The following is a 23,653-nucleotide window of genomic DNA, read 5'->3' as shown; positions in this document are numbered from 1 at the left end:
GCCTCTCGTTCTGCGGAGGGTCCGCGGCCTACGGGGGTTGCCGGGTGCGGGGTGCGGGGTGCGGGGTGCGGGGGTCTGCGGGAGGGGATCGGGGCCGGTGCGGTGCGGTGCGGTGTGTGGGGGCGGGGCGGGAGCCGGTGCGGCTCGGGGGCGGGTGCTGGCTGGTGGGGGTGCGCCCGGTCGCTGGGACGGGTGCGGGGCTCAGGGGCGGGGGCTCGGGCGTGGGCTTTGCTGTGGGTTCGGTGGCGTGGGCTCGGGTGCGGTGCTTGGGGGTGTGGTTCGGGCGTGGGGCTCAGGGGGTGGGGTTCGGGTGTGGGGTTCGCAGGTCGGGTTCGGGCGTTGGGGTGGGTGGTGGGGTTTAGATGTGGGCGGCGGTGTAGCCGACCTTCATCAGTCCTGCTTTGACTTTGATGGCGCGGATGGAGACGTCGCGTAGTGCGGACAGGTTGGTGACGTGGGTTCCTGCGCAGTTTTGGGTGTCCAGGTCTTCGATGGTGACTTGGCGCAGGCCGTGGTGGGTCTGGGTGGTTACTTTCAGTGCGGCGGCGATGGTGTGGGTGAAGTGGGTGTGCAGTTGTTCGGTCAGTGCTGCGCGGTCCACGGTGTGGTCGCCGATGTTGTAGTCGACGCGGGCCTGGCCGGGGAAGTGGCTGTTGCCGGTGTGTTGGAAGCCGTGCCGGCCCAGGTAGGCGTCCAGGAGGTGGCCGGCGGTGTGCAGGGCGGCGTGCAGTTTGCGTGTCTCCAGGTCGATCCGGGCGATCATCGGTCCCTGGGTCGGGAACCCGGCCCACCGGCCGTTGCCGCTCTGCCGCGCGTCGCCGGTTTCCGGCCGCCCGCCGCTGCCCAGCGGGTCGTTGGTGTCCGACCACCCGGTGGCCAGCGGGTGGTCGGTGTCGTGCTGCCCGTTGGTGTTGCAGCGTGCGCTGGTGTCCGGCTGCCCGTCGGTGTGGGGTTGGTGGTGGGTGTCGTGGGGTTCGAGGAGGACGAGGTCTGCGTGGCGGCGGATGCGGACCGGGTGGCCGTTCAGGGTGCCGGTGTCGTTGGGTTGTCCGCCGCCTTGGGGGTGGAAGATGTTGTCGGTCAGCGCCACCCAGGGGCGGCCGTCTTCTGCCTGGCCTGTGGCGAGGGGGGTGGTGGTGGTCTCGTCGAGGTAGGTGTCGGACAGGTAGAGGTGGTGCTGCACGGCGGGGCCTGCTTTCGGGTGCGTCCCGGGCCCGGGGCCCGGGTCGGGACCGGGGGTTGGGGCCTGAGGTCGGGACCGGGGTCGGGGTGCGGGGCCGGGGTGTGTCCTGGGCCGGGCCCGGGTCGGGACTGGGGGTCGGGGCCGGGTTCGGGGGTGTGGGGGGTTAGGACCAGGCGAAGATGGGTCCGCGGGCGGTGACGGCGATGAAGAAGGACAGGGTGACGCGGCGGCCGCCGCCGTGGACGGGGCGGACCAGGTGGTAGTTGCGGGGGTCGAACAGGACGGCGTCGCCCAGTGCGGCTCGTACCGAGACGCGGGGTTCGTGGGCGACCAGGGCGGGGTCGTAGCCGTAGCCCTGGCGGTGGTCCTCGTCGTGGGGGCTCCAGCGTCTGCGGTAGGCCACGGCCTCGCCGCCGCCGGCGGGGGTGGACAGGTGGCAGTTGAAGGCGAGTTGGGCGATGGGCTGCTGGTCCAGGATGCCGGTGAACTCGCGGACGACTTCGTCGAAGTGCATCCGGGCGCCGTGGTTGATCTCGCGGATCATTCCGGCGAACATCTCCTTGCCGCCGGAGCTGGCGGGTAGGACGGCCTCGCCCCAGGCGTCGCGGATGGTGTCCAGGGCGGCGGTCAGCGGGTCGGCGCCGTGCAGCAGGGTGGAGCGGGTGCGGGCGGACTGGGCGGCGTGGTCCCAGTACTCCTCGCGCAGGCGGCCCTGGCCGTAGAAGTCGTAGGCGGCCGGCCCGAGTTTGGCGATGCGGGGCTGGACCAGCTGCTCGTCGTAGCTGCCCATCGGGCAGGTCTGCAGGGACCGCATGATCTCGGTGCACTGCTCGGCGCTGAAGAAGTTCCGGATCCGCAGCGAGCCCAGGGAGCCCTGGGCCAGGCGGGTCAGCTGGTCGGCCGTCAGCCGGTCGGCGGTCTCGCAGTCGAACAGGACCGGGACCGGTGGGGCGCTGATCGTGGGGGTCGTCACGTCTGTCTCTCCTGTCAGCTCATCGCGGCGATCAGGCTGAGCGGACGCAGGTCGGTCCAGTGCTGCTCGATGTAGGCCAGGCATTCCTGGCGCGCGGCGTGGGCGTGGGCCACGGTCCAGCCGGCGGGCACGTCCAGGAAGGAGGGCCACAGCGAGTGCTGGCCCTCGCCGTTGACCAGGACCTGGTACTGCGCAGAGTCGTCCTCGAAGGGGTTCGTCACGTTCGTCCTCCGGTTGCAGCCGTATGTGGGGTCCCGCGGGGCCGACGACCGGCCTCCGCAGCGTCCACAAGCTAACCGACGATGACAGAACTTGTCTACAGCCATGACACAACCAGGATCAGGCCTGACAGAGCCCTCCGGACCGAAAACTCCGCCCAGTAAGGGCATCTCTGCTGTTTGACATGCTTCCTGATGCCAGGTCATGACAGAGTTGTCATCGAAATTGAGGTTGTGATGACAAAACTATGGACGGTTGTGTGGGTGGGTCGCTACGGTGATGCCACCGCGAACCGTTAGCCGTCCACTCTATGGAGCGACCAGGATGCCCGAGCGTCAGGACCACCCGATGCACCGTTGGAACGACACCGCGGCGCCGATTCCCGACCAGGACCTCGCCCGGGCCTTCCAGGCCCGGGTGGCGCAGTGCCCGCACGCCCCGGCGGTGGTCGGCGACGGTTTCGCTTTGACGTACCGGGAGTTGAACGGGCGGGTGAACCGTCTGGCGCACCGGCTGATCGCGGCGGGTGTGGGACACGAGACTGCGGTGGCGATGCTGCTGGAGCGGTCGGTGGACGTGGTGGTTGCCACGTTGGCGGTGGTCAAGGCCGGCGGTGTGTACGTGCCGCTGCCGGCCGGGTATCCGGTGGAGCGGATGGGCCTGGTGATGCAGGGGACCGGCGCCGCGGTGCTGCTGGTGGACCCCACCCACGCCGACCACCCGGTCACCGCCGCCGCCCGCACCGCGGGAGCAGCCCTGCTGGTGGTCGACGGCGAGGCCGGCCTGGCCGACCAGCCCGCACACGACCCGGACCTGCCGTGGCATCCGGACCAGTTGGCCTACGTCATCTACACCTCCGGCTCGACCGGGGTGCCCAAGGGCGTGGCGATCGGCCACCGCGCGGTGGTCTCGTACGCCGCGGACCGCTGGTTCGCCGGCATGGCGAAGGACCGGTTGCTGCTGCACTCGACCCATGCGTTCGACGCCTCGACCTATGAGGTGTGGGTGCCGTTGCTGAACGGTGCCGCGATCGTGCTGGCGCCGCCGGGGAAGCTGGACACCCGGGACTACGCCAGGATCATCACCGAGCACCAGGTCAGCACCGGGTTCTTCACCACCGCCCTGTTCAACGTCCTGGCCGACGAGATCCCCCAGGTCCTGGCCGGCATGCGGCAGGTGTGGACCGGCGGCGAGGCCTGCTCACCCCGCGCCATGCGCGCCATGCTCACCGCAGCCGCCGCCGCCAGACCCGGCACCACCGCCACCACCGTCCCCGCCGGATCCGGCACCACCCCCGACACCGCTGCCGGTTCGGCCACCGCCGCCGCCACCCCCGCCGCCGCGGCCCTCGCCGCCCCGGTTGCCGGGTCGGGCTTCCAGTTGGTGCACCTGTACGGGCCCACCGAGTGCACCGTCTACGCCACGGCCCGCCGGGTGCGCGAGGTGGCCGCCGATGCTACCGGGGTGCCGATCGGCGCACCGATGGACAACACCCGCCTGTACGTCCTGGACGACCAGCTGCAGCCGGTCCCGGTCGGGGTGCCCGGCGAGCTCTACATCGCCGGGTCGGGCCTTGGCCGCGGCTATATCGGCCGCCCCCAGCTCAGCGCCGAGCGCTTCGTCGCCGACCCGTTCGCCACCGCCGAACAGCCCGGTGCGCGGATGTACCGCACCGGGGATGTGGTGCGGTGGACCGCGGACGGCGAGGTGGACTTCGTGGGCCGGGTGGACGGGCAGGTCAAGATCCGCGGCTTCCGGATCGAGGTCGGCGAGGTCGAGGCGGCCCTGGCCGCCGACCCCGAAGTCGCCCACGCCGTCGTCCTGGTGCGCGAGGACCGCCCCGGAGACAAGCGCCTGGTCGGCTACTACACCATCGAACCCGGCACCACCGGCACCCCCGACGATGTCCGCGCACGCCTGGCCCGGACCCTGCCCGACTACATGGTCCCGCACGCCCTGCTCGCCCTGGACGCCCTGCCGCTGACCCCCAACGGCAAGGTCAACCGCCAGGCCCTGCCCGCACCCCAGTACCGGACCGGGGCCGGGGGCGCGGCGCGGACCCCCGAGGAGCAGATCCTGTGCGACCTGGTCGGCGAGGTGTTGGGCCTGGCCGACGTCGGACCCCAGGACGACTTCTTCGCCCTGGGCGGGCACTCGCTGTCCGCGACCCGGCTGGCCAACCGGATCCGTGCCCGGCTCGGCGCCGACCTTGCGGTACGGGACCTGTTCGGGGCCCCGACCGCCGCGGCCATGGCCGAACTGGTCGCCCGCAGCCAGGGTGTGGCCCGTCCCCGCCTGGCACCGCAGACCCGCCCCCCGGTCCTGCCGCTGTCCCATGCCCAGAGCCGCCTGTGGTTCCTGCACCGGATGCAGGGCCCCCACGCCGCCTACAACGTCCCGCTGGTGCTGCAGGTGGCCGGGACCCTGGAGGAGGACGCCCTGTCGGCCGCGCTCGACGACCTCGCGCTGCGGCACGAGAGCCTGCGCACCCTCTACCGGGACGGCGATACCGGACCCCAGCAGATGGTCCTGCCCAGCGCCCGGATCCCGCTGACGGTCCGTGACGTGGCAGCGGGGGAGGCGGTGGAGGGGCTGGTGGACACCGCTGCCCGGTCCTGCTTCGACCTGGCGGCGGACCTGCCGCTGCGCGCCTGGCTGTTCCGCACCGGTGCGAGCACCAGCACGCTGCTGCTGGTGGTGCACCACATCGCCGCCGACGGCTGGTCGATGGGCCCGCTGGGCCGCGACCTGGGGACCGCGTACGCGGCCCGGCTGGCCGGGCAGGCCCCCCGGTGGGAGCCGCTGCCGGTGCAGTACGCCGACTACGCCCTGTGGCAGCGCACCCTGCTCGGCCAGGCCGAGGACCCGGGCAGCCTTGCCGCCGTGCAGAGCGGCTACTGGCAGCAGGCGCTGGCCGGGCTGCCGCAGGAGCTCGACATCCCGCGCGACCGCCCCCGCCCCGCCGAGGCGAGCTACGCCGGCGCCGTGGTGGAACTGGCCCTGGACCCCGACCTGCACACCCGCCTGCTGGCCCTGGCCCGCGAGCACCAGGTCACCTTGTTCATGGTCCTGCAAGCCGCCCTCGCCGCCCTCTACACCCGCCTGGGCGCCGGCACCGACATCCCACTGGGCTCGGTGGTGGCCGGGCGCACCGACGAAGCACTGGACGACCTGGTCGGGTTCTTCGTCAACACCCTGGTCCTGCGGACCGACACCTCCGGCGACCCCAGCTTCGCCGAGCTCCTGGACCGGGTCCGGGCCACCGACCTGGCCGCCTACGCGAACCAGGACCTCCCCTTCGACCGCATCGTCGAGGCCCTGAACCCCACCCGCAGCCGCGCCCGCCACCCCCTGTTCCAGACCGCGGTCATCCTGCAGAACAACGCCGCCGCCGACTTCACCCTCGGTCCGCGCGCCACGGTCGCCTCCGCCGAGGTGCCCAGCCTGGCGGCCCAGTTCGACCTGTGCTTCAACGTCCTGGAGCGCCGGCTGCCGGACGGCAGCCCCCAGGGCCTGCGGCTGCAACTCGAGTACGCCACCGAACTGTTCGACCGCTCCAGCGCCCAGACCCTGGCCCAGCGGCTGGTCCGGCTGCTGGACCAGTTCGCCGACCGGCCCGACCTGCCCATCGCCGCCGCCGCACTGCTCTGCCCCCAGGAGCGGGCGCAGGTCCTGGACGCCTGGAACGACACCGCCCGGATCCTGCCGGCCACCACCGTGCCCGCCCTGCTGGCCGAACAGGCCGCCCGCACCCCCCACGCCCTGGCCGTGGAATGCGGCCCGGTCCAGCTCACCTACCACGACCTGGACACCAGGGCCGACCGTCTCGCCGCCGTGCTGCGGACCAGGGGAGTGGCCCCCGGCGACATGGTGCTGCTGGCCATGCCCGCCTGCGCGGACCTGGTGGTCGCGGTCACCGCCGTCCTCAAGGCCGGCGCCGGGTTCCTGCCGGTGGACCCGAAACTGCCCCAGGCCCGACTGGCCGCGGTCCTGGCCGACGCCGCCCCGACCGCGGTGCTCACCCAGCAGACCGCCCTGGACGCCCACCCGCCCCTGGCCGCCGCCCTGACCACCACCCAGACCGGCGCCCAGACCGCCCAGACCACCACCCAGACCGACACCCAGACCGGCGGTGCCCTGACTGGCACTCAGGTTGCCGCCCAGACCAACACTCTGACCGCCACTCAGACCACCGCCCAGACCGGTGCCCTGACCACCACTCAGGTCGCCGACACCCAGGCCGCTGCCCTGACCGGCCGGGCCGGTCCCGTGGTGCTGTGCCTGGACCGGCCCTGGGGCCCCGGGGTGCCCGGGCCGCTGCCGGTGCTGAGTGCGCAGAGCCTGGCCTGCGCGTTCTACACCTCCGGGTCCACCGGGCGTCCCAAGGGTGTGATGTTCGCCCACGGGCCGCTGCTGAACTACACGCTCACCATGGTCCAGGCCTTCGGCCTGGGCCCGGCGGACCGGATCCTGCAGGTCGCCTCGGTCGGCTTCGACGTCCTGCTGGAGGAGCTGCTGCCGGCCCTGGCGGCCGGCGCGACCGTGGTCGTGCCGAGTGAACCGGTCCTGAGCAGCGGGGTGGACCTGGCCGACTACGTGGCCGAGCACCGGATCACCGGCCTGGAGCTGACCACCGCCTACTGGCACGAGTGGGCCCACGCCCTGCACACCACCGGCCGGACCCTGCCTGCCGGGTTCCGGTTCGTGGCCACCGGCGGCGAGCGGATCCTGCCCGAGCGGCTGGCGGTGTGGCAGGACCAGCCCACCCGCCTGATCCACGTCTACGGGCTGACCGAGGTCTCCTGCACCTCCACCACCGCGATCCTCGGCGCCGCGGGCGGACGCGCCCAGGCGCTGGCCGCGCCGATCGGCCGCCCGCTGTGGAACACCCGCGCCTACGTCCTGGACGGGCAGCTGGGCCCGGTCCCGCCGGGCGTGCCGGGAGAGCTCTACCTGGGCGGCGGGGGCCTTGCCCGCGGCTACGTCAACCGCCCGGACCTGACCGCCGAGCGCTTCGTCGCCGACCCCTACGCCCTCTACCCCGGGGCGCGGATGTACCGCACCGGCGACGTGGTCCGCTGGACGACCGAAGGCGAACTGGAGTTCGTGGGCCGGGCGGACGAGCAGGTCAAGATCCGCGGCTTCCGGATCGAACTGGGCGAGGTCGAGGGCGCACTGGCCCAGCAGGAGCAGGTCGCCCAGGTCAAGGTCCTGGTCCGCGAGGACCGGCCCGGCGACAAGCGCCTGGTCGGCTACCTGGTCCCGGCCCCCGGCCCGGCACCGGACCCGGCCCGGCTGCGGGCCCGGCTGCTGGCCCTCCTGCCGCCCTACATGGTCCCCGACGCCCTGGTGCTGCTGGACGCCTTCCCGCTCAGCCCCAACGGCAAGGTCGACCGCAGGGCCCTGCCGGTCCCCGACTACCCCGCCGCCAGCGGCTGCGGGCGCGCGCCGCGCACCCTGCGCGAGGAGATCCTGTGCACGCTGTTCGCCGACGTCCTGGGACTGCCCGCGGTCGGCGTCGACGACAACTTCTTCGACCTGGGCGGCCACTCCCTGCTGGCGACCCGGCTGGTCAACCGGATCCGGGCCGCCCTTGGCCTGGAGGTGGCCCTGAGCGCCCTGTTCGAGTCCCCGACCGTTGCCGGGCTGTCCACCCTGCTGGAGGACGGCGCCACCCGCCCGGCCCTGACCGCGGGCACCCGGCCCGCGGTCCTGCCGCTGTCCTCCGCCCAGCAGCGGCTGTGGTTCCTGACCTGCCTGGAGGGCCCCAGTGACACCTACAACATCCCGATGGTCCTCACCCTTCAGGGCCAGGTCGACACCACGGCACTGGCCGCGGCCCTGGGCGACCTGGCTGACCGGCACGAGACCCTGCGCACGGTGTTCCGGCCGGTGCACGGGGAGCCGCTACAGACCGTCCTGCCCGCCGGACACACCCACCCCACGCTGACGGTCCGCGACGTGGCGGCGGGGGAGGAGCTGGAGGGGCTGGTGGACACCGCCGCCCGGTCCTGCTTCGACCTGGCAGTGGACCTGCCGCTGCGCGCCTGGCTGTTCCGCACCGGTGCGCAGCAGAGCACGCTGCTGCTGGTGGTGCACCACATCGCCGCCGACGGCTGGTCGATGGGCCCGCTGGGCCGCGACCTGGCCACCGCCTACACCGCCCGACTCACCGGCCACACCCCCCGGTGGGAGCCGCTGCCGGTGCAGTACGCCGACTACGCCCTGTGGCAGCGCGCCCTGCTCGGCCAGGCCGAGGAGCCGGGCAGCCTGGCCGAACGCCAACTGGCCCACTGGCAGCAGGTGTTGGCCGACCTGCCGCAGGAGCTCGACGTCCCGCGCGACCGGCCCCGGCCCGCGGTGGCCACCCACACCGGCAGCGCGATCCACACCGCCTTCGACCCCGACCTGCACACCCGGCTGCTGGCGTTGGCCCGCGAGCACCAGGTCACCTTGTTCATGGTCCTGCAAGCAGGACTCGCCGCCCTGCTGACCCGGCTGGGCGCCGGCACCGACATCCCGCTGGGCTCGGTGGTGGCCGGGCGCACCGACGAGGCGCTGGAGGACCTGGTCGGGTTCTTCGTCAACACCCTGGTGCTGCGGACCGACACCTCCGGTGACCCCAGCTTCGCCGAGCTGCTGGACCGGGTCCGGGCCACCGACCTGGCCGCCTACGCGAACCAGGACCTCCCCTTCGACCGCATCGTCGAGGCCCTGAACCCCACCCGCAGCCGCGCCCGCCACCCCCTGTTCCAGATCGCGCTGACCTACGAGGACACCGCCGAGGCCAGCATCGAGATCCCGGGCCTGACGGCGCACACCGAACCGACCCGGTTCCGCTCGGCCAAGTTCGACCTGACGTTCTTCGTCAAGGAACGCCCCCCGGTCCAGGGCGCCCCCGACGGCATCGAACTCAAGGTCGAGTACGCCGGCGACCTCTACGACCACGCCACCGTCGAACACCTCGCCCAGCGCCTGATCCGGTTCCTGGACAGCCTGGCCGCCGACCCCGCCGCCCCCCTCAGCAGCGCCCAGGTCCTGGCCGCCCCGGAACGGGCCCTGCTGCTGGACGCCTGGAACGACACCGCCACCCCCTTCCCCGACCAGGACCTCGTCCGGGCCTTCCAGACCCAAGTAGCACAGACCCCGCACGCCCCGGCCGTGGTCGGCGACGGCTTCACCCTGACCTACCAGGAGCTGAACCAGCGGGTGAACCGTCTGGCGCACCGGCTGATCGCGGCGGGTGTGGGACACGAGACCGCGGTGGCGATGCTGTTGGAGCGGTCGGTGGACGTGGTGGTCGCCACGTTGGCGGTGGTCAAGGCCGGTGGTGTGTACGTGCCGTTGCCGGCCGGGTATCCGGTGGAGCGGATGGGCCTGGTGATGCAGGGGACCGGCGCCGCGGTGCTGCTGGTGGACCCCACCCACGCCGAGCACCCGGTCACCGCCGCCGCCCGCACCGCGGGAGCAGCCCTGCTGGTGGTCGACGGCGAGGCCGGCCTGGCCGACCAGCCCTCCTGCGACCCGGACCTGCCCGCGCACCCGGAGCAACTGGCCTACGTCATCTACACCTCCGGCTCCACCGGCACCCCCAAGGGCGTCGCCATCAGCCACCGCGCCGTGGTCTCCTTCGCCGCGGACCACTGGTTCGCCGGCACAGCCGATGACCGGCTGCTGCTGCACTCCACCCACGCCTTCGACGCCTCCACCTACGAGGTGTGGGTGCCGCTGCTGAACGGCGCCGCGATCGTGCTGGCGCCGCCGGGGAAGCTGGACACCCGGGACTACGCCAGGATCATCACCGAGCACCAGGTCAGCACCGGGTTCTTCACCACCGCCCTGTTCAACGTCCTGGCCGACGAGATCCCCCAGGTCCTGGCCGGCATGCGGCAGGTGTGGACCGGCGGCGAGGCCTGCTCACCCCGCGCCATGCGCGCCATGCTCACCGCAGCAGCCGCCGCCACCGGACCCGCCACCACCCCCACACCCACCACACCCACCGGACCCGACACCGGCACCACCCCCGCCTCCGCCTCCGGACCGGGCTGCCAGCTGGTGCACCTGTACGGGCCCACCGAGTGCACCACCTTCGCCACCGTGCGCCGGGTCCGCGAGGTCGCCGCCGACGCCACCGGGGTGCCGATCGGCGCACCGATGGACAACACCCGCCTGTACGTCCTTGACCCCCACCTGCAGCCGGTCCCGGTCGGGGTGCCCGGCGAGCTCTACATCGCCGGATCCGGCCTTGGCCGCGGCTATATCGGCCGCCCCGACCTGACCGCCGGCCGCTTCGTCGCCGACCCCTTCACCGACCGGCCCGGTGCGCGGATGTACCGCACCGGGGATGTGGTGCGGTGGACGGCGGACGGCGAGGTGGACTTCGTGGGCCGGGTGGACGGGCAGGTCAAGATCCGCGGCTTCCGGATCGAGGTCGGCGAGGTCGAGGCGGCGCTGGCCGCCGACCCCGAAGTCGCCCACGCCGTCGTCCTGGTGCGCGAGGACCGCCCCGGGGACAAGCGCCTGGTCGGCTACTACACCGTCGAACCGGGCACCACCGGCACCCCCGACGATGTCCGCGCACGCCTGGCCCGGACCCTGCCCGACTACATGGTCCCGCACGCCCTGCTCGCCCTGGAGGCCCTGCCGCTGACCCCCAACGGCAAGGTCAACCGCCAGGCCCTGCCCGCACCCCAGTACACGGCGGCCACCGAGCGGCGCGCCCCGCGCGATGACCGCGAGAAGACCCTGTGCGCCCTGTTCGCGGACCTGCTGGGGCTGGACCCGGACCAGCAGGTCGGCATCGACGACAACTTCTTCCACCTGGGCGGCCACTCCCTGCTGGCCACCCGCCTGGCCAACCGCATCCGCACCCAGCTCGGCACCGACCTTGCCGTCAGCGCCCTGTTCGAAGCCCCGACCGTGGCCGCACTGGCACAGCGGATCAGCACCGCCCCACCCACCACCGGTGCCCGACCGGTGCCCGCCCGCCCCGCCCTGCGCCCCCGCGTCCGGGCCTGAACCGCCCGACCCCGCCGAGGAGACCCGTTCCGATGACACTGCCCCTCTCGTACGCCCAGCAGCGGCTGTGGTTCCTGCACCAGATGGAGGGCCCCAGCCCCACCTACAACCTGCCGCTGGCGCTGCGCCTGACCGGGCCCTTCGACTGGCACGCGCTGGCCGACGCCCTGGCCGACGTCGCCGCCCGGCACGAGGTGCTGCGCACGGTCTACCGGCAGGACGAGGAGGGCGAGGAGCCGGTCCAGGTGATCCTGCCCGACGTGCGCCCCCGGCTGACCCTGGTCGGCAAGGTGCCCGAGGAGCGGCTGCTGGAGGACCTGACCCAGGCCGCCCGCTACGCCTTCGACCTGTCCACCGAGGCGCCGATCCGCTGCTGGGTCTTCCAGCTCTCCGCGCAGGAGCAGGTGCTGCTGCTGGTGGTGCACCACATCGCCGCCGACGGCTGGTCGCTGGGCCCGCTGGCCCGCGACCTGGCCACCGCCTACGGCGCCCGGCTGGGCGGTACGGCCCCGCAGTGGCAGGACCTGCCGATCCAGTACGCCGACTACGCGCTGTGGCAGCGCGACCTGCTGGGGGACCCCGGGGACCCCGGCAGCGTGGCCGAACGCCAGCTGGACCACTGGCGCACCGCCCTGGCCGGGCTGCCGCAGGAACTGGAGCTGCCCGCCGACAGACCCAGGCCCGCGGTGCCCAGCCACCAGGGCAGAATCGTCCGGCTCGCGGTCGACGCGGACACCCACGCCCGGCTGCTGACCACCGCTCAGGGCCTCGGCGCGACGCTCACCATGGCGGTTCAGGCCGCCGTCGCCACGCTCTACACCCGCCTGGGCGCAGGCACCGACATCCCGCTGGGCTCGGTGGTGGCCGGGCGCACCGACGAGGCGCTGGACGACATGGTCGGGTTCTTCGTCAACACCCTGGTGCTGCGCACCGACACCTCCGGGGACCCCAGCTTCGCCCAGCTGCTGGAGCGGGTCAAGGACACCGCCCTGGCCAGCTACGACCAGCAGGACCTGCCCTTTGACCGGATCGTGGAGGCGCTGAACCCCAGCCGCTCGCTGGCGCGCCACCCGCTGTTCCAGACCATGGTCGCGCTGCAGAACAACGCCGCCGAAGGCTTCGCCCTGGCCGGGCTGGAGGTCGCCGCCCAGGAGATCCGCGCCGGGATCTCCCAGTTCGACCTCGCCATCACCCTGAACGAGGACTACACCGCCGACGGCGCGCCCCAAGGGATCACCGGGTGGATCGAGTACAGCACCGACCTGTTCGACCAGGGCACCGCCCAGGGCTACGCCGACCGCCTGGCCGCGGTGCTGCGCTTCGCCGCCGCCACCCCCCACGCCCCGATCAGCGCCGCCGACCTGCTCGACCCGCAGGAGCAGCACCAGGTGCTGACCCTGTGGCAGGGACCGGACGCGGAACCGCCGCAGACCTCGGTCCCCGAACTGTTCCGGGCCCAGGCGCTGCGGGAGCCCGAGGCGGTCGCGGTCTCCTTCGCGGGCCGCACCCTGAGCTACCGCGACCTGGACGCGGCCTCGGACCGCCTGGCCGGCCGGCTGCGGGCGCTGGGGGTGGGCGCCGAGACCCGGGTCGCGGTGCTGCAGGAACGTTCCCTGGACCTGGTCGTCTCGCTGCTGGCGATCCTCAAGGCCGGCGGCACCTACCTCCCGATCGACCAGCGTGCCCCGGTCGCCCGGATGGCCGCCGTGCTCGCCGACACCGGTGCGGCCCTGCTGCTCACCGACGAGCCGATGGACCGGCACCCGGTCCTGGAGCAACTCCCGCAGCACACCGCCCACCTGACCCTGGATGCGGCCCAGGCGCACGGAGCCCCGGTCGCCCCGCTGCCCGCCACCGCCCCGCACCCGGACCAGCTCGCCTACCTGATGTACACCTCGGGTTCCACCGGGACCCCCAAGGGCATCGGCATCACCCACCGCGACCTGGCCGCGTTCGCCGCCGACCGCTGCTGGCAGCGCCCGCCCGAGCGGATCCTGCTGCACGCCCCGGTCGCCTTCGACGCCTCGGTCTACGAGCTGTGGGTGCCGCTGCTGACCGGCGGCACCGTGGTGGTCGCCCCGCCCGGCACCCTGGACGCCGCCGCGATCGCCGCCCTGATCCGGGCCGAACAGCTGACCAGCGTGCTGCTGACGGCCGGCCTGTTCCGGGTGGTCGCCGAGGAGGCCCCGGAAACCTTCGCGGACCTGCGCGAGGTCCTGACCGGCGGCGACGTCATCCCGCCCGGCGCGGTCCAACGGGTCCTGGACCACTGCCCGCACACTTGGGTGCGCCCCACCTACGGGCCCACCGAGACCACCCTGTTCGCCACCCAGCACCTGCTGCGGGCCCCGCACCGGGTCGGCGCCACCGTCCCGATGGGCCGCCCCATGGACGGCATGCGCGCCTACGTCCTCGATGCCCGGCTGCGCCCGGTCCCGCCCGGGGTCACCGGCGAGCTGTACCTGGCCGGCCTCGGCCTGGCCCGCGGCTACGAGAACCGGCCCGGCCTGACCGCCGCCCGCTTCACCGCCGACCCCTTCGACCCCGCCGCGGGCGGGCGGATGTACCGCACCGGCGACCTGGCCCGCTGGACCGCGGGCGGGCTGCTGGACTTCGTCGCCCGCGCGGACGGGCAGGTCAAGCTGCGCGGCTTCCGGATCGAGCCGGGCGAGATCGAGCTGGTCCTCTCGCGCGTCCCCGGTGTGGCCCAGGCCGCGGTCCTGGCCCGCGAGGACCGGCCCGGCGACAAGCGCCTGGTCGGCTACCTGGTCCCGGCCCCCGGCGCCGTGCTGGACCTGGCCGAGCTGCGGGCCCAGGCCGCCGCCGTGCTGCCCGAGTACATGGTCCCCTCCGCGTTCGTGCTGCTGGACGCCCTGCCGCTGACCGCCAACGGCAAACTGGACCGCCGGGCGCTGCCCGCCCCCGCGGCCACCGCCGCCCCGGCCGGACGGCCGCCGCGCACCGAGCGCGAGCGGGTGCTGACCGCACTGTTCGCCGACGTGCTCGCGGTGCCCGAGGTCTCCATCGACGACGACTTCTTCGACCTGGGCGGGCACTCGCTGCTGGCCACCCGGCTGGCCAGCCGGATCCGCGCCGCGCTCGGCGCCGAACTGAGCATCCGCACCCTGTTCGAGGCCCGCACCGTCGCCGCCCTGACCGGGCGCCTGGGGGTGGACGACAGCCGCCCCGCCCTGGTGGCCGGACCCCGCCCGGAGCACACCCCGCTGTCCTTCGCCCAGCAGCGCCTGTGGTTCATGCACCGCCTGGAGGGCGCCAGCGCCCTGTACAACCTGCCGATGGTGCTCCGGCTGACCGGCCCCCTGGACCAGGGCGCCCTGGCCGCGGCCCTGGGCGACCTGAGCGGGCGCCACGAGGTGCTGCGCACCGTCCTGCGCGAGGGCGACGGGGAGCCGCACCAGGTCGTGCTGCCGCAGGCCGGGATCACGCTGACGCTCCACCCGACCACCGAGCAGCAGCTCGACCAGGACCTGGCCCAGGCCGCCGGGTACGCCTTCGAACTCGCCGACGAACTGCCGGTCAAGGCGCAGCTGTTCGTCCTCGGGCCGCAGGAGCACGTCCTGCTGCTGCTGGTGCACCACATCGCCGCCGACGGCTGGTCGATGGGCCCGCTGGGCCGCGACCTGGCCACCGCGTACGCGGCCCGCCTGGCCGGGCAGGCCCCCCGGTGGGAGCCGCTGCCGGTGCAGTACGCCGACTACGCCCTGTGGCAGCGCGCCCTGCTGGGTGACCCCGAGGACCCCGGCAGCCTTGCCGCCGCGCAGAGCGGCTACTGGCAACAGGCCCTGGCCGGGCTGCCGGACGAGCTGGAACTGCCGGCCGACCGGCCGCGCCCGCCCACCCCCAGCCACGCCGGAGCACTGGCCGCCCTGGAACTCGACCCGCACCTGCACACCCGCCTGCTGGCGTTGGCCCGCGAGCACCAGGTCACCTTGTTCATGGTCCTGCAAGCCGCCCTCGCCGCCCTCTACACCCGGCTGGGCGCAGGCACCGACATCCCACTGGGCTCGGTGGTGGCCGGGCGCACCGACGAAGCACTGGACGACCTGGTCGGGTTCTTCGTCAACACCCTGGTCCTGCGGACCGACACCTCCGGCGACCCCACCTTCACCGAGCTCCTGGACCGGGTCCGCAACACTGACCTGGCCGCCTACGCGAACCAGGACCTCCCCTTCGACCGCATCGTCGAAGCCCTCAACCCCACCCGCAGCCGCGCCCGCCACCCCCTGTTCCAGACCACCCTGGTACTGCAGAACAACGCCGCCGCCGACTTCACCATGGCCGGCCTGACGGTGAGCGACCAGAACCCCGCGGTCGCGGTCTGCCAGTTCGACCTCCAGGTCAACCTCACCGAGACGTTCACCCCCGACGGCGCACCGGCCGGCCTCAGCGGCGCGGTGGTCTACGCGACCGACCTGTTCGACCAGCCCACCGTCCAGGCCCTGGCCGACCGGCTGACCCGGCTGCTGGCCGCGGCCACCACCGACCCCGGGCAGCCGCTCAGCCGCCTGGACCTGCTCACCGCACCGGAGCGCACCGACCTGCTGCGCACCTGGAACGGCCCCCCACGCCCCGTGCCCCGACACAACCTGGCCCACCTGGTCCAGGCCCACGCCGCCACCGCCCCCGACGCCCCCGCGGTCACCTCCGCGACCGAGCACCTGACGTACGCGCAGCTCAACGCGCGGGCCAACCAGCTCGCGCACCGGCTCTCCCGCCTCGGCGTTGGCCCCGACCGGGCCGTCGCCACCCTGCTGGAGCGCTCGGCCGACCTGGTCGCCGCCACCCTGGGCGTCATCAAGGCCGGCGGCGCCTACGTCCCCCTGCCCGCCGGCTACCCGCTCGAACGGATGCGTTTCGTGCTGGAGGGCACCGGGGCCCGGGTCCTGGTCGTGGACGCCACCACCCGCGACCACGACCTGGTGCACCAAGAACGCGCCCGCGGCACCACCGTGCTGGACCTGGCCGACCCCTCCCTGCGCACCGAGCCGACCCACAACCCGGACATCGCGATCAGCCCGGACCACCTGGCCTACGTCATCTACACCTCCGGCTCCACCGGCACCCCCAAGGGCGTGGCGGTCACCCACCGCAACATCGCCGACCTGGGCGCGGACGCCTGCTGGCAGGACGGCGCCCAGCAGCGGGTCCTGATGCACGCCCCGCACGCCTTCGACGCCTCCAGCTACGAACTGTGGGTCCCGCTGCTGAACGGCGGCCAGATCGTGGTCGCCCCGCCCGGATCCCTGGACACCCGCCAGTACGCCCAGGTGATCACCGAGCACCAGGTCACCTCGGCACTGTTCACCCCGGTGCTGTTCACCCTGATGGCCGAGGAGGAGCCGGCCGCGCTGGGCCGGCTGCGCCAGGTGTGGACCGGCGGCGACAACGTCCCGGTCAGCGCCGTCCAACGGGCCATCGACAGCTGCCCCGACACCCAGGTGGTGGCGACCTACGGACCCACCGAGACCTCGGTGGTCTGCTCCTGGCACCCGATGCGGGCCCCGCACCGGCTGGGCCGCTCGGTGCCGATCGGCCAGGCCATGGACAACACCCGCCTGTACGTCCTTGACCCCCGCCTGCAGCCGGTCCCGGCCGGGGTGCCCGGCGAGCTCTACATCGGCGGACCCGGCCTGGCCCGCGGCTACCTGGGCCTGCCCGCGCTGACCGCCGCCCGCTTCACCGCCGACCCGTTCACCGACGAGCCCGGCGCCCGGATGTACCAGAGCGGCGACATCGTGCGCTGGACCGGCAACGGGGTCCTGGAGTTCGTGGGCCGGGCCGACGGGCAGGTCAAGGTCCGCGGCTTCCGGATCGAACTGGGCGAGGTCGACCAGGCCCTTGCCGCCGACCCGGACCTGGTCCAGGTCGCGGCGGTGGTCCGCGAGGACCGCCCCGGCGACCGGCGGCTGACCGCCTACCTGGTCCCCGCACCCGGCCGGAGCCCGGACCTGGCCGCACTGCGCACACGCCTGGCCGCCCGGCTGCCGGACTACATGGTCCCCTCCGCGTTCGTGCTGCTGGACGCCCTGCCGCAGACCCCCAACGGCAAACTGGACCGCACCGCACTGCCCGCCCCCGTAGCCGCCGGCGCCCCGGCCGGACGGGCCCCGCGCACCGCACGCGAGGAACTGCTCTGCGGCCTGTTCGCGGACGTGCTGGGCCTGGCCGAAGTCTCCGTCGACGACGACTTCTTCGCCCTGGGCGGGCACTCGCTGCTGGCCACCCGGCTGGTCAACCGGATCCGCCGGGCCGTGCACGCCGACTTCGCGCTCGCCGACCTGTTCGCGGCGCCCACGGTGGCCGCCCTGGCCGCGGCCATCGGCCAGGACACCCACGGCAGGCCCGGGACAGCAGCCGGGGCAGCGGCAGAGGACCAACTGGACCAGCAGGACGGCACCTTCGAGACCGTGCTGCCGCTGCGGCCCGACGGCGACCAGGCCCCCCTGTTCTGCATCCACCCCGGCGGCGGCATGGGCTGGTGCTACGCCGGCCTGACCCGCCACCTGGACCCGGACACCCCGCTCTACGCCTTCCAGTCCCGCGGACTGGCCCGCACGGTCCAACTCCCGGACAGCGTCGAGGAGATCGCCGCGGACTACCTGCGCGAGATCCGCCGGATCCAGCCGCACGGCCCCTACCGCCTGGCCGGCTGGTCCTTCGGCGGCGCGGTGGCGCACACCATCGCCGTGCTGCTGCGCACCGCGGGCGAACAGGTCGACCTGCTCGCACTGCTGGACTCCTACCCCGGCGGCTCCAACGGCGAGCACCAGGTCATGGACGAACGCTCGGTCCTGCAACTGGCCTTCGACGGCATCGACGTCCTGGAAGGCACCACCGACACCGGGACCGGGACCGGGGTGCCGGTCGACCCGGCCCGGGTGCTGCAGCTGCTGCGGGAACGCGGCAGCATCCTGTCCGGCCTGGACCAGCGCACCGTCCAGGCACTGATGGCGGTCACCGTCAACAACGTCCGGCTGATGCGGGCCTTCACCCCGCAGCCCTTCGACGGCGAGGTGCTGTTCTTCCAGGCCGGCCGCGAGGGCCTGACCACCGATCAGGCGGCCGGGCTGTGGCGGCGCCACGTGGCCGGATTCGACCACCACGTGGTCGACGCCACCCACGCCGACATGACCAGCCCCCAGGCCCTGGACCAGGTCGGCCCCCGGATCGCCGACCGCCTCGCCGCCCCCCGCACCACCACCCCCCACCCCCACCTGACCCTCACCGCCTGAACCCACCCCACCCGCACCCCGCCCCCGCCCGCACCCCGCCCGCACCCCGCCCGCACCCCGTCCCGCCGGCACCCCGCCCGCGCCCGAGGCGCCCCACGCACACCCACCCCGCCTGTCCCTCCTCCGCGCACCCCAGGAAGCCCCGTGTCCGCTCAGACCCCGCTCGCCCCACCACCCCAAGGAGTCCCCGTGTCCGCCCAGACCCTGTACGCCCCCGCCCCGGTCCACGAAGCCGACCTGCCGCCGCTGGTGACCACCGACGAGCTGACCGCCGCCGCGACCCCCGCCCCCGCCGCCCCCGCCCCGGGCGCGGGCACGGACACGGGCCGGGTGCACCGCTACCACCTCAGCCCGGCCGAGGCCGAGCAGGCGCGCCGGCTGGCCGCCCGCTGCCTGGCCGAGTACGGCAGGGTCGACAGCCCCCGCTTCCTGACCGAGGTCCGGGTGCTGGCCGCCGACCTGCCGCGCGGGCTGCGGATGGCGGTCAACACCGCCAGACTCGATGACCGCAAGCACGGCCTGGTCATCTCCGGCAACCCGGTCGACGGCCAGGAGCTGGGCGCCACCCCGGCCGGCTGGCAGTTCGCCGACACCCAGGCCTCGCGCGCCCACGCCTTCCTGATCATGCTCTACGGGGCGCTGCTGGGCGACGTGGTCTCCTGGGCCACCCAGCAGGACGGACGGATCGTCACCGACGTGGTGCCCGCGCCCGGCATGGAGGACAGCCTGGTCAGCTCCAGCAGCAGGACCGAGCTGGGCTGGCACACCGAGGACGCGTTCTCCCCCTGCCGGGCCGACTACGTGGGCCTGTTCTGCCTGCGCAGCCCGGAGCTGACCGCCACCACCATCGGCCACCTGGACCTGCGGGCCCTGCCCGCCGCCGTGGAGCAGGTGCTGCGCCAGCCGCGGTTCCAGATCATGCCCGACACCTCCCACGACGCCGCCCTGAACACCGACCACGACCGGTCGGGGCGCACCGACGCGTTCGAGCGCCTGGAACGCGTGCGCCGCAAGCCACCCCAGATCCCGCTGATCGAGGGCCACCGCCAGGCGCCGGTGCTGCGCATCGACGGCGACTTCGTCTCGGCCGCCGAGGGGGACCAGGAGGCGGCTGCGGCACTGGCCTGGCTCAAGGACCACCTCAGCGCCAGCCTCTACGACTTCCCGCTGGCGCCGGGCGACGTCGGCTTCATCGACAACCGCAACGTGGTCCACGGCCGCCGCCCCTTCCGCCCCCGCTACGACGGCACCGACCGCTGGCTCAAGCGGATCAACATCGTCGCCGACCTGCGCCGCACCCGCCCCGGTCGTTCCAGCACCACCACCCGCGTGATCGGCTGACCCTCAACTCCCTTGGAGATTCCATGACTTCCGACTCCACCCGGCCCGCGGACCTGCACCGGGCAGCCTCCCAGGCGCTGGGTGACATCGAGCCGGCCCTCCTTGAGGACTGGTTCCGCAGCCGCTACTTCGACGCCAGGATCGACATCTCCAGCTCGGGGATGCAGAACTACTCGCTGGGCCAGCTGCGCTCCATGCTGGGGGTGAGCGTGGGGGAGCTGGACGGCCTGCCGTTCCGCGACAGCCCCACCCTGGGCTGCGAACCGCTGCGGGCCGCCATCGCCGCCCGCTACGCCCCGACCAGGTCCGAGCGGGTGATGGTCACCCACGGCTCGACCGAGGGCATCTTCCTGGCCCTGTCCGCGATCGTGCGGCCCGGCGACGAGGTCGTCGTCCTCAGCCCGGTCTACCAGTCGCTGTCCTCGGTGGCCGCGGCGCTGGGCGCGACCCTGCGGATCTGGGAGCTGTCGCCCGCCGAGGGCTTCGCCCCCGACCTTGACCGGCTGGCCGCCCTGATCAACCCCAGGACCAGGGCGGTGGTGGTCAACTTCCCGCACAACCCCACCGGGGCGATGCTGGACCCCCAGGGCTACCACCGGCTGCTGGAACTGGTCGAGAAGGCCGGCTGCTACCTGTTCTGGGACGCGGCGTTCGGCGAGCTGGTCTACGACGCCGCCCCGCTGCCGGACCCGGCCGCGCTCATGGAGCGGTGCGTCTCCTTCGGCACCATGTCCAAGGCGTTCGGGCTGCCCGGACTGCGGATCGGCTGGTGCATCGCCCCGCCCGACGTGCTGGCCACCATGGTCAAGCTGCGCGACTACGTCACCATCAGCACCTCGCCGCTGAACGAGCTGCTGGCCACCCGGGTGATGGAGCGGGTCGAGACGGTGGTGGGCCCGCTGCGCGAACAGGCCAGGTTCAACCGGCTGCTGCTCAGCGCCTGGGCGGCCGAGCACCCGGACCTGGTCTCGCTGCCGATGCCGCACGGCGGGGTCAGCGCCTTCCCGGCGCTGCCGCGCGGGGTGGACACCATCGCCCTGTGCGACAAGCTGCTGGACGAGCACGGGGTGCTGCTGGTCCCGGGCCTGTGCTTCGGCCACCCGGACCGGGTCCGGCTGGGCTTCGGCGGCCCGACCGACGACCTGCAGGCCGGACTCGAGGCGGTGTCCACCGCCGCCGCCGAACTCCTGGCCCCCCTCCCGGCCCGCTGAAACACCCCGCACCAAGGCCGTGCCCGGCCACCCCGGAACCCCCGGCCCCGGGCACGGCCTTCCGCGCCTCGGCCTGCGCGCCCGGCCGCGTCCGCGGGGGCTGTGCGTTCGGGCGGCGCCCGCGCGGGTCAGCGGTGTGCGCCCCCGTGGCTCCGCGCCCGTGCCTCCGCGTCTGTGCCCGGCCGAGTCCGCGGGGGCCGTGCACCTATGCGTTCGCGTGGTGCCCCTGCGGGCCGGCGGCGTGCCTCCGCGCGCCTGCGCCTGCGCCTGCGGGGGTTCAGCGGGTGGTGGGCAGCCAGCCGTCCTGGACCGCGTGGACCCCGGCCTCGAAGCGGCTGCGTGCCTGCAGCCGTTCCATCAGCTCGGCCGCGATCCGCCGTGCGGTCCGCGGCGAGACGCCCATCCGCTTGGCGATGGCCTCGTCGGTGAAGCCCTGCGCGAGCAGCACCAGCACCGCCCGCTCCTGCGGCGGCATCCCGTCCTCGCTGGGGGCTGCTGCGCCCAGCGGGACCGCCACCGCCCAGATGCTCTCGAACAGCGCCACCAGCGCGGCCACCGTGCCGGCGCCGCGCAGGATCACCGCCCCGGCCCGCGCGTCGGCGGTGTCGATGGGCAGGATCGCCTGGCACCGGTCGGCGATGATCATGCGGATCGGCAGCACCGGCACGGTCCGCACCTGCCCGCCGCGCGCGCCCAGCCAGGTGACGTGGTCCAGGGTCGGCTGGTGGTTGCGGACGCTGTCCAGGTAGACCGTGCGCATCCGGACCCCGCGGTCCAGCAGCGCCGCGTTGGGGGCCCGGCTGGCCTCCAGGTCCGCGGCGGTGTGGGCGCCGCCGGGCGCGAAGGTGGCGAACTCCTCGCGGGCGTCCCTGGCCAGTTCGGCCAGCCGCTCGCGGATCGCCTCGGGCCCGATCAGCTGCTCGTAGCCGGCCTGGGCCGGCGGGGGCCGCAGCGCCGAGCACTCGGCGATCAGCTGCGCCGCGGCGGCGCGGGAGGCCTCGACCCGCATCTGCTGGGCCGCCAGGTCGGCCTGCTGGCGGGCGAGCAGCAGCTCCATCGCCATCTCCGGGCTGACCGGGCGGAACCCGGCGCCCTCCTGGAGCGAGGGTCTTATGATCGACAGTTCGCTGAGCCGGTCCAGGCCGCGGGTGCACTGCTCCTCGGAGATCTCCAGACGGGACGCGAGCTGGGCGACACCCTCCTGCGGGTGGCCGAGCATCGCCCGGTAGATCCTCTCCGCCTCCGCGTCGAGCCCTAGCACCTCCAACACGCCTGCTCCCCCTGTCGCATCGTCATATTCGGCGCGCTGATTCTAGGGACTTGACGGGTACCGCGCAGCTGGACGGTTTGTGCTATTGCACAAACCGTCCAGCTTGGGCGGTTGTAGCCGCATATAAACGGCTCGGAGGATGGGTGCATGTACCTCATCCATGTGCGACTGCGCGCTCCTGACGGTGCCTCACTGCCGGCCGACACCGCTGCCCTGGTCTCCGGGACCGCGGGCCCGGTGGACGGGCTCGAACACGTCTCGGTCCACGCCGACGCCGAGGGCGGCCCGGTGCTCGGGCTGTTCATGGCCGCTTCCGGTCTGGCCGAGGCGGAGAAGGCAGCCACCGAGCTGGCCGGCCGGGCCCTTGGGGCCAGCCCCGCCCTGTCCGGCTTCAGCGTCCTTGCCATAGGCGCGGTGCTCACCCCCGGCCCCTGGTGGGACGCGGACTGACGGCCCGCGTGGACGGCTTATGCCAGTGCATGTTCCGTCCAGCCGAAGGCCGTTCCCTCCGCCGCGGGGGTCGGTCAAAGTAGAGCCATCGGCAGGAACGAGAGCCGAAAAAGAACGGAAGTGAAAAAGGCCCGCCAGGGCCCGGGGAAAACCCCGATCCGTCGAATCAAGCAGACCAGGAGAAATCCGATGATGGCCACCCGTGTCGCAAAAATCGCCGCTTCCGTGATTATCGCCCTCAGCGGTGTTACGGCCGCAGTCGTCGTCACGGGTGGTTCGGCGCACGCGGCCCAGGTGGTCCGCGCCGACTCCGCGACTACCCCGACCAGCACCAACGCCGACTCCAGTGCTGCTCCGCAGGACGTGACCTGGGGCGGCTGAGCCCGACCGAACCACCGATCCACCGCAAGAAAAGTTATGTGAAGGAATATCGGCCGAGCAGGCCCCGGGCGCAGGCCCCGAATCGCAGAGAATCCAGATCCTCGTTAAGGAGAAATCCGATGCCGGCTACCCGTGTCGCAAAAATCGCTGCTTCTGTGGTTATCGCTCTCGGCGGTGTTGCGGCCGGAGTCGTCGTCACGGGTGGTTCGGCGCACGCGGCCCCGGTGGTCCGCGCCGACTCCTCGCCCGCCCCCACCGCCACCGCCCCTGCTACCAGCGCCGCCCCGCAGGACGTGACCTGGGGCGGCTGAGCCCCTGGCACCCCGCACGGCACGGACCCGTAACCGACTGACC

At 73.5% G+C, this 23,653-nt stretch carries 11 protein-coding genes; 7 read left to right on the top strand and 4 right to left on the bottom strand.

Annotated elements, in window-relative coordinates; translation table 11 throughout:
• Window positions 1–358 precede the first annotated feature (358 nt).
• From ACEZDE_RS33015 to ACEZDE_RS33005, 3 genes are all read right to left on the bottom strand, one after another.
• A complete protein-coding gene (locus ACEZDE_RS33015) occupies window positions 359–1,183 on the bottom strand; it encodes a hypothetical protein (protein ID WP_380544632.1) in 825 nt (274 codons plus the stop codon).
• 163 nt (window positions 1,184–1,346) lie between these two features.
• Complete coding sequence (locus ACEZDE_RS33010; RefSeq protein ID WP_380544629.1) at window positions 1,347–2,156, bottom strand: 2OG-Fe(II)-dependent halogenase WelO5 family protein; 810 nt, start codon at window positions 2,154–2,156, stop codon at window positions 1,347–1,349.
• Window positions 2,157–2,170: 14 nt separating this feature from the next.
• Window positions 2,171–2,377 carry an MbtH family protein gene (locus ACEZDE_RS33005; protein WP_380544626.1) on the bottom strand — a complete coding sequence of 69 codons (207 nt, stop codon included), beginning with the start codon at window positions 2,375–2,377 and terminating at the stop codon, window positions 2,171–2,173.
• Between the two features lie 322 nt (window positions 2,378–2,699).
• Here ACEZDE_RS33005 and dltA point away from each other — a divergent pair, with 322 nt between their 5' ends.
• The 4 genes from dltA (at window position 2,700) to vioD (ending at window position 21,198) form a co-directional block, all read left to right on the top strand.
• A complete protein-coding gene (gene dltA / locus ACEZDE_RS33000; protein WP_380544623.1) occupies window positions 2,700–11,393 on the top strand; it encodes a non-ribosomal peptide synthetase in 8,694 nt (2,897 codons plus the stop codon).
• A gap of 32 nt (window positions 11,394–11,425) precedes the next feature.
• The gene (locus ACEZDE_RS32995) at window positions 11,426–18,646 is read left to right on the top strand and encodes an amino acid adenylation domain-containing protein (RefSeq protein WP_380544620.1); all 7,221 of its coding nucleotides are present in this window, start codon (window positions 11,426–11,428) and stop codon (window positions 18,644–18,646) included.
• 189 nt (window positions 18,647–18,835) lie between these two features.
• A complete protein-coding gene (gene gntD, locus ACEZDE_RS32990; RefSeq protein ID WP_380544617.1) occupies window positions 18,836–19,987 on the top strand; it encodes a guanitoxin biosynthesis L-enduracididine beta-hydroxylase GntD in 1,152 nt (383 codons plus the stop codon).
• Between the two features lie 23 nt (window positions 19,988–20,010).
• Window positions 20,011–21,198 (top strand): capreomycidine synthase, encoded by a 1,188-nt coding sequence (gene vioD / locus ACEZDE_RS32985; RefSeq protein WP_380544614.1) that lies wholly within the window; start codon window positions 20,011–20,013, stop codon window positions 21,196–21,198.
• Between the two features lie 277 nt (window positions 21,199–21,475).
• Here the strand turns inward: vioD and ACEZDE_RS32980 are convergent, their stop codons facing one another.
• On the bottom strand, window positions 21,476–22,468 hold the full coding sequence (locus ACEZDE_RS32980) for a LuxR C-terminal-related transcriptional regulator (RefSeq protein ID WP_380544611.1): 993 nt from the start codon (window positions 22,466–22,468) through the stop codon (window positions 21,476–21,478).
• A gap of 147 nt (window positions 22,469–22,615) precedes the next feature.
• Between ACEZDE_RS32980 and ACEZDE_RS32975 the strand changes: the two genes are divergently transcribed.
• The 3 genes from ACEZDE_RS32975 to ACEZDE_RS32965 all read left to right on the top strand — a co-directional run bounded on the left by ACEZDE_RS32975 (window position 22,616) and on the right by ACEZDE_RS32965 (window position 23,610).
• Complete coding sequence (locus ACEZDE_RS32975) at window positions 22,616–22,918, top strand: hypothetical protein (protein WP_380544608.1); 303 nt, start codon at window positions 22,616–22,618, stop codon at window positions 22,916–22,918.
• Between the two features lie 225 nt (window positions 22,919–23,143).
• The gene (locus ACEZDE_RS32970; RefSeq protein ID WP_380544605.1) at window positions 23,144–23,299 is read left to right on the top strand and encodes a hypothetical protein; all 156 of its coding nucleotides are present in this window, start codon (window positions 23,144–23,146) and stop codon (window positions 23,297–23,299) included.
• A gap of 155 nt (window positions 23,300–23,454) precedes the next feature.
• Window positions 23,455–23,610 (top strand): hypothetical protein, encoded by a 156-nt coding sequence (locus ACEZDE_RS32965; RefSeq protein WP_380544602.1) that lies wholly within the window; start codon window positions 23,455–23,457, stop codon window positions 23,608–23,610.
• Window positions 23,611–23,653: the final 43 nt, after the last annotated feature.

It is taken from the genome of Streptacidiphilus cavernicola (assembly GCF_042510955.1).
Classification (GTDB): Bacteria; Actinomycetota; Actinomycetes; order Streptomycetales; family Streptomycetaceae; genus Streptacidiphilus; species Streptacidiphilus cavernicola.
This window is presented reverse-complemented; position numbering and strand designations above follow the sequence as displayed.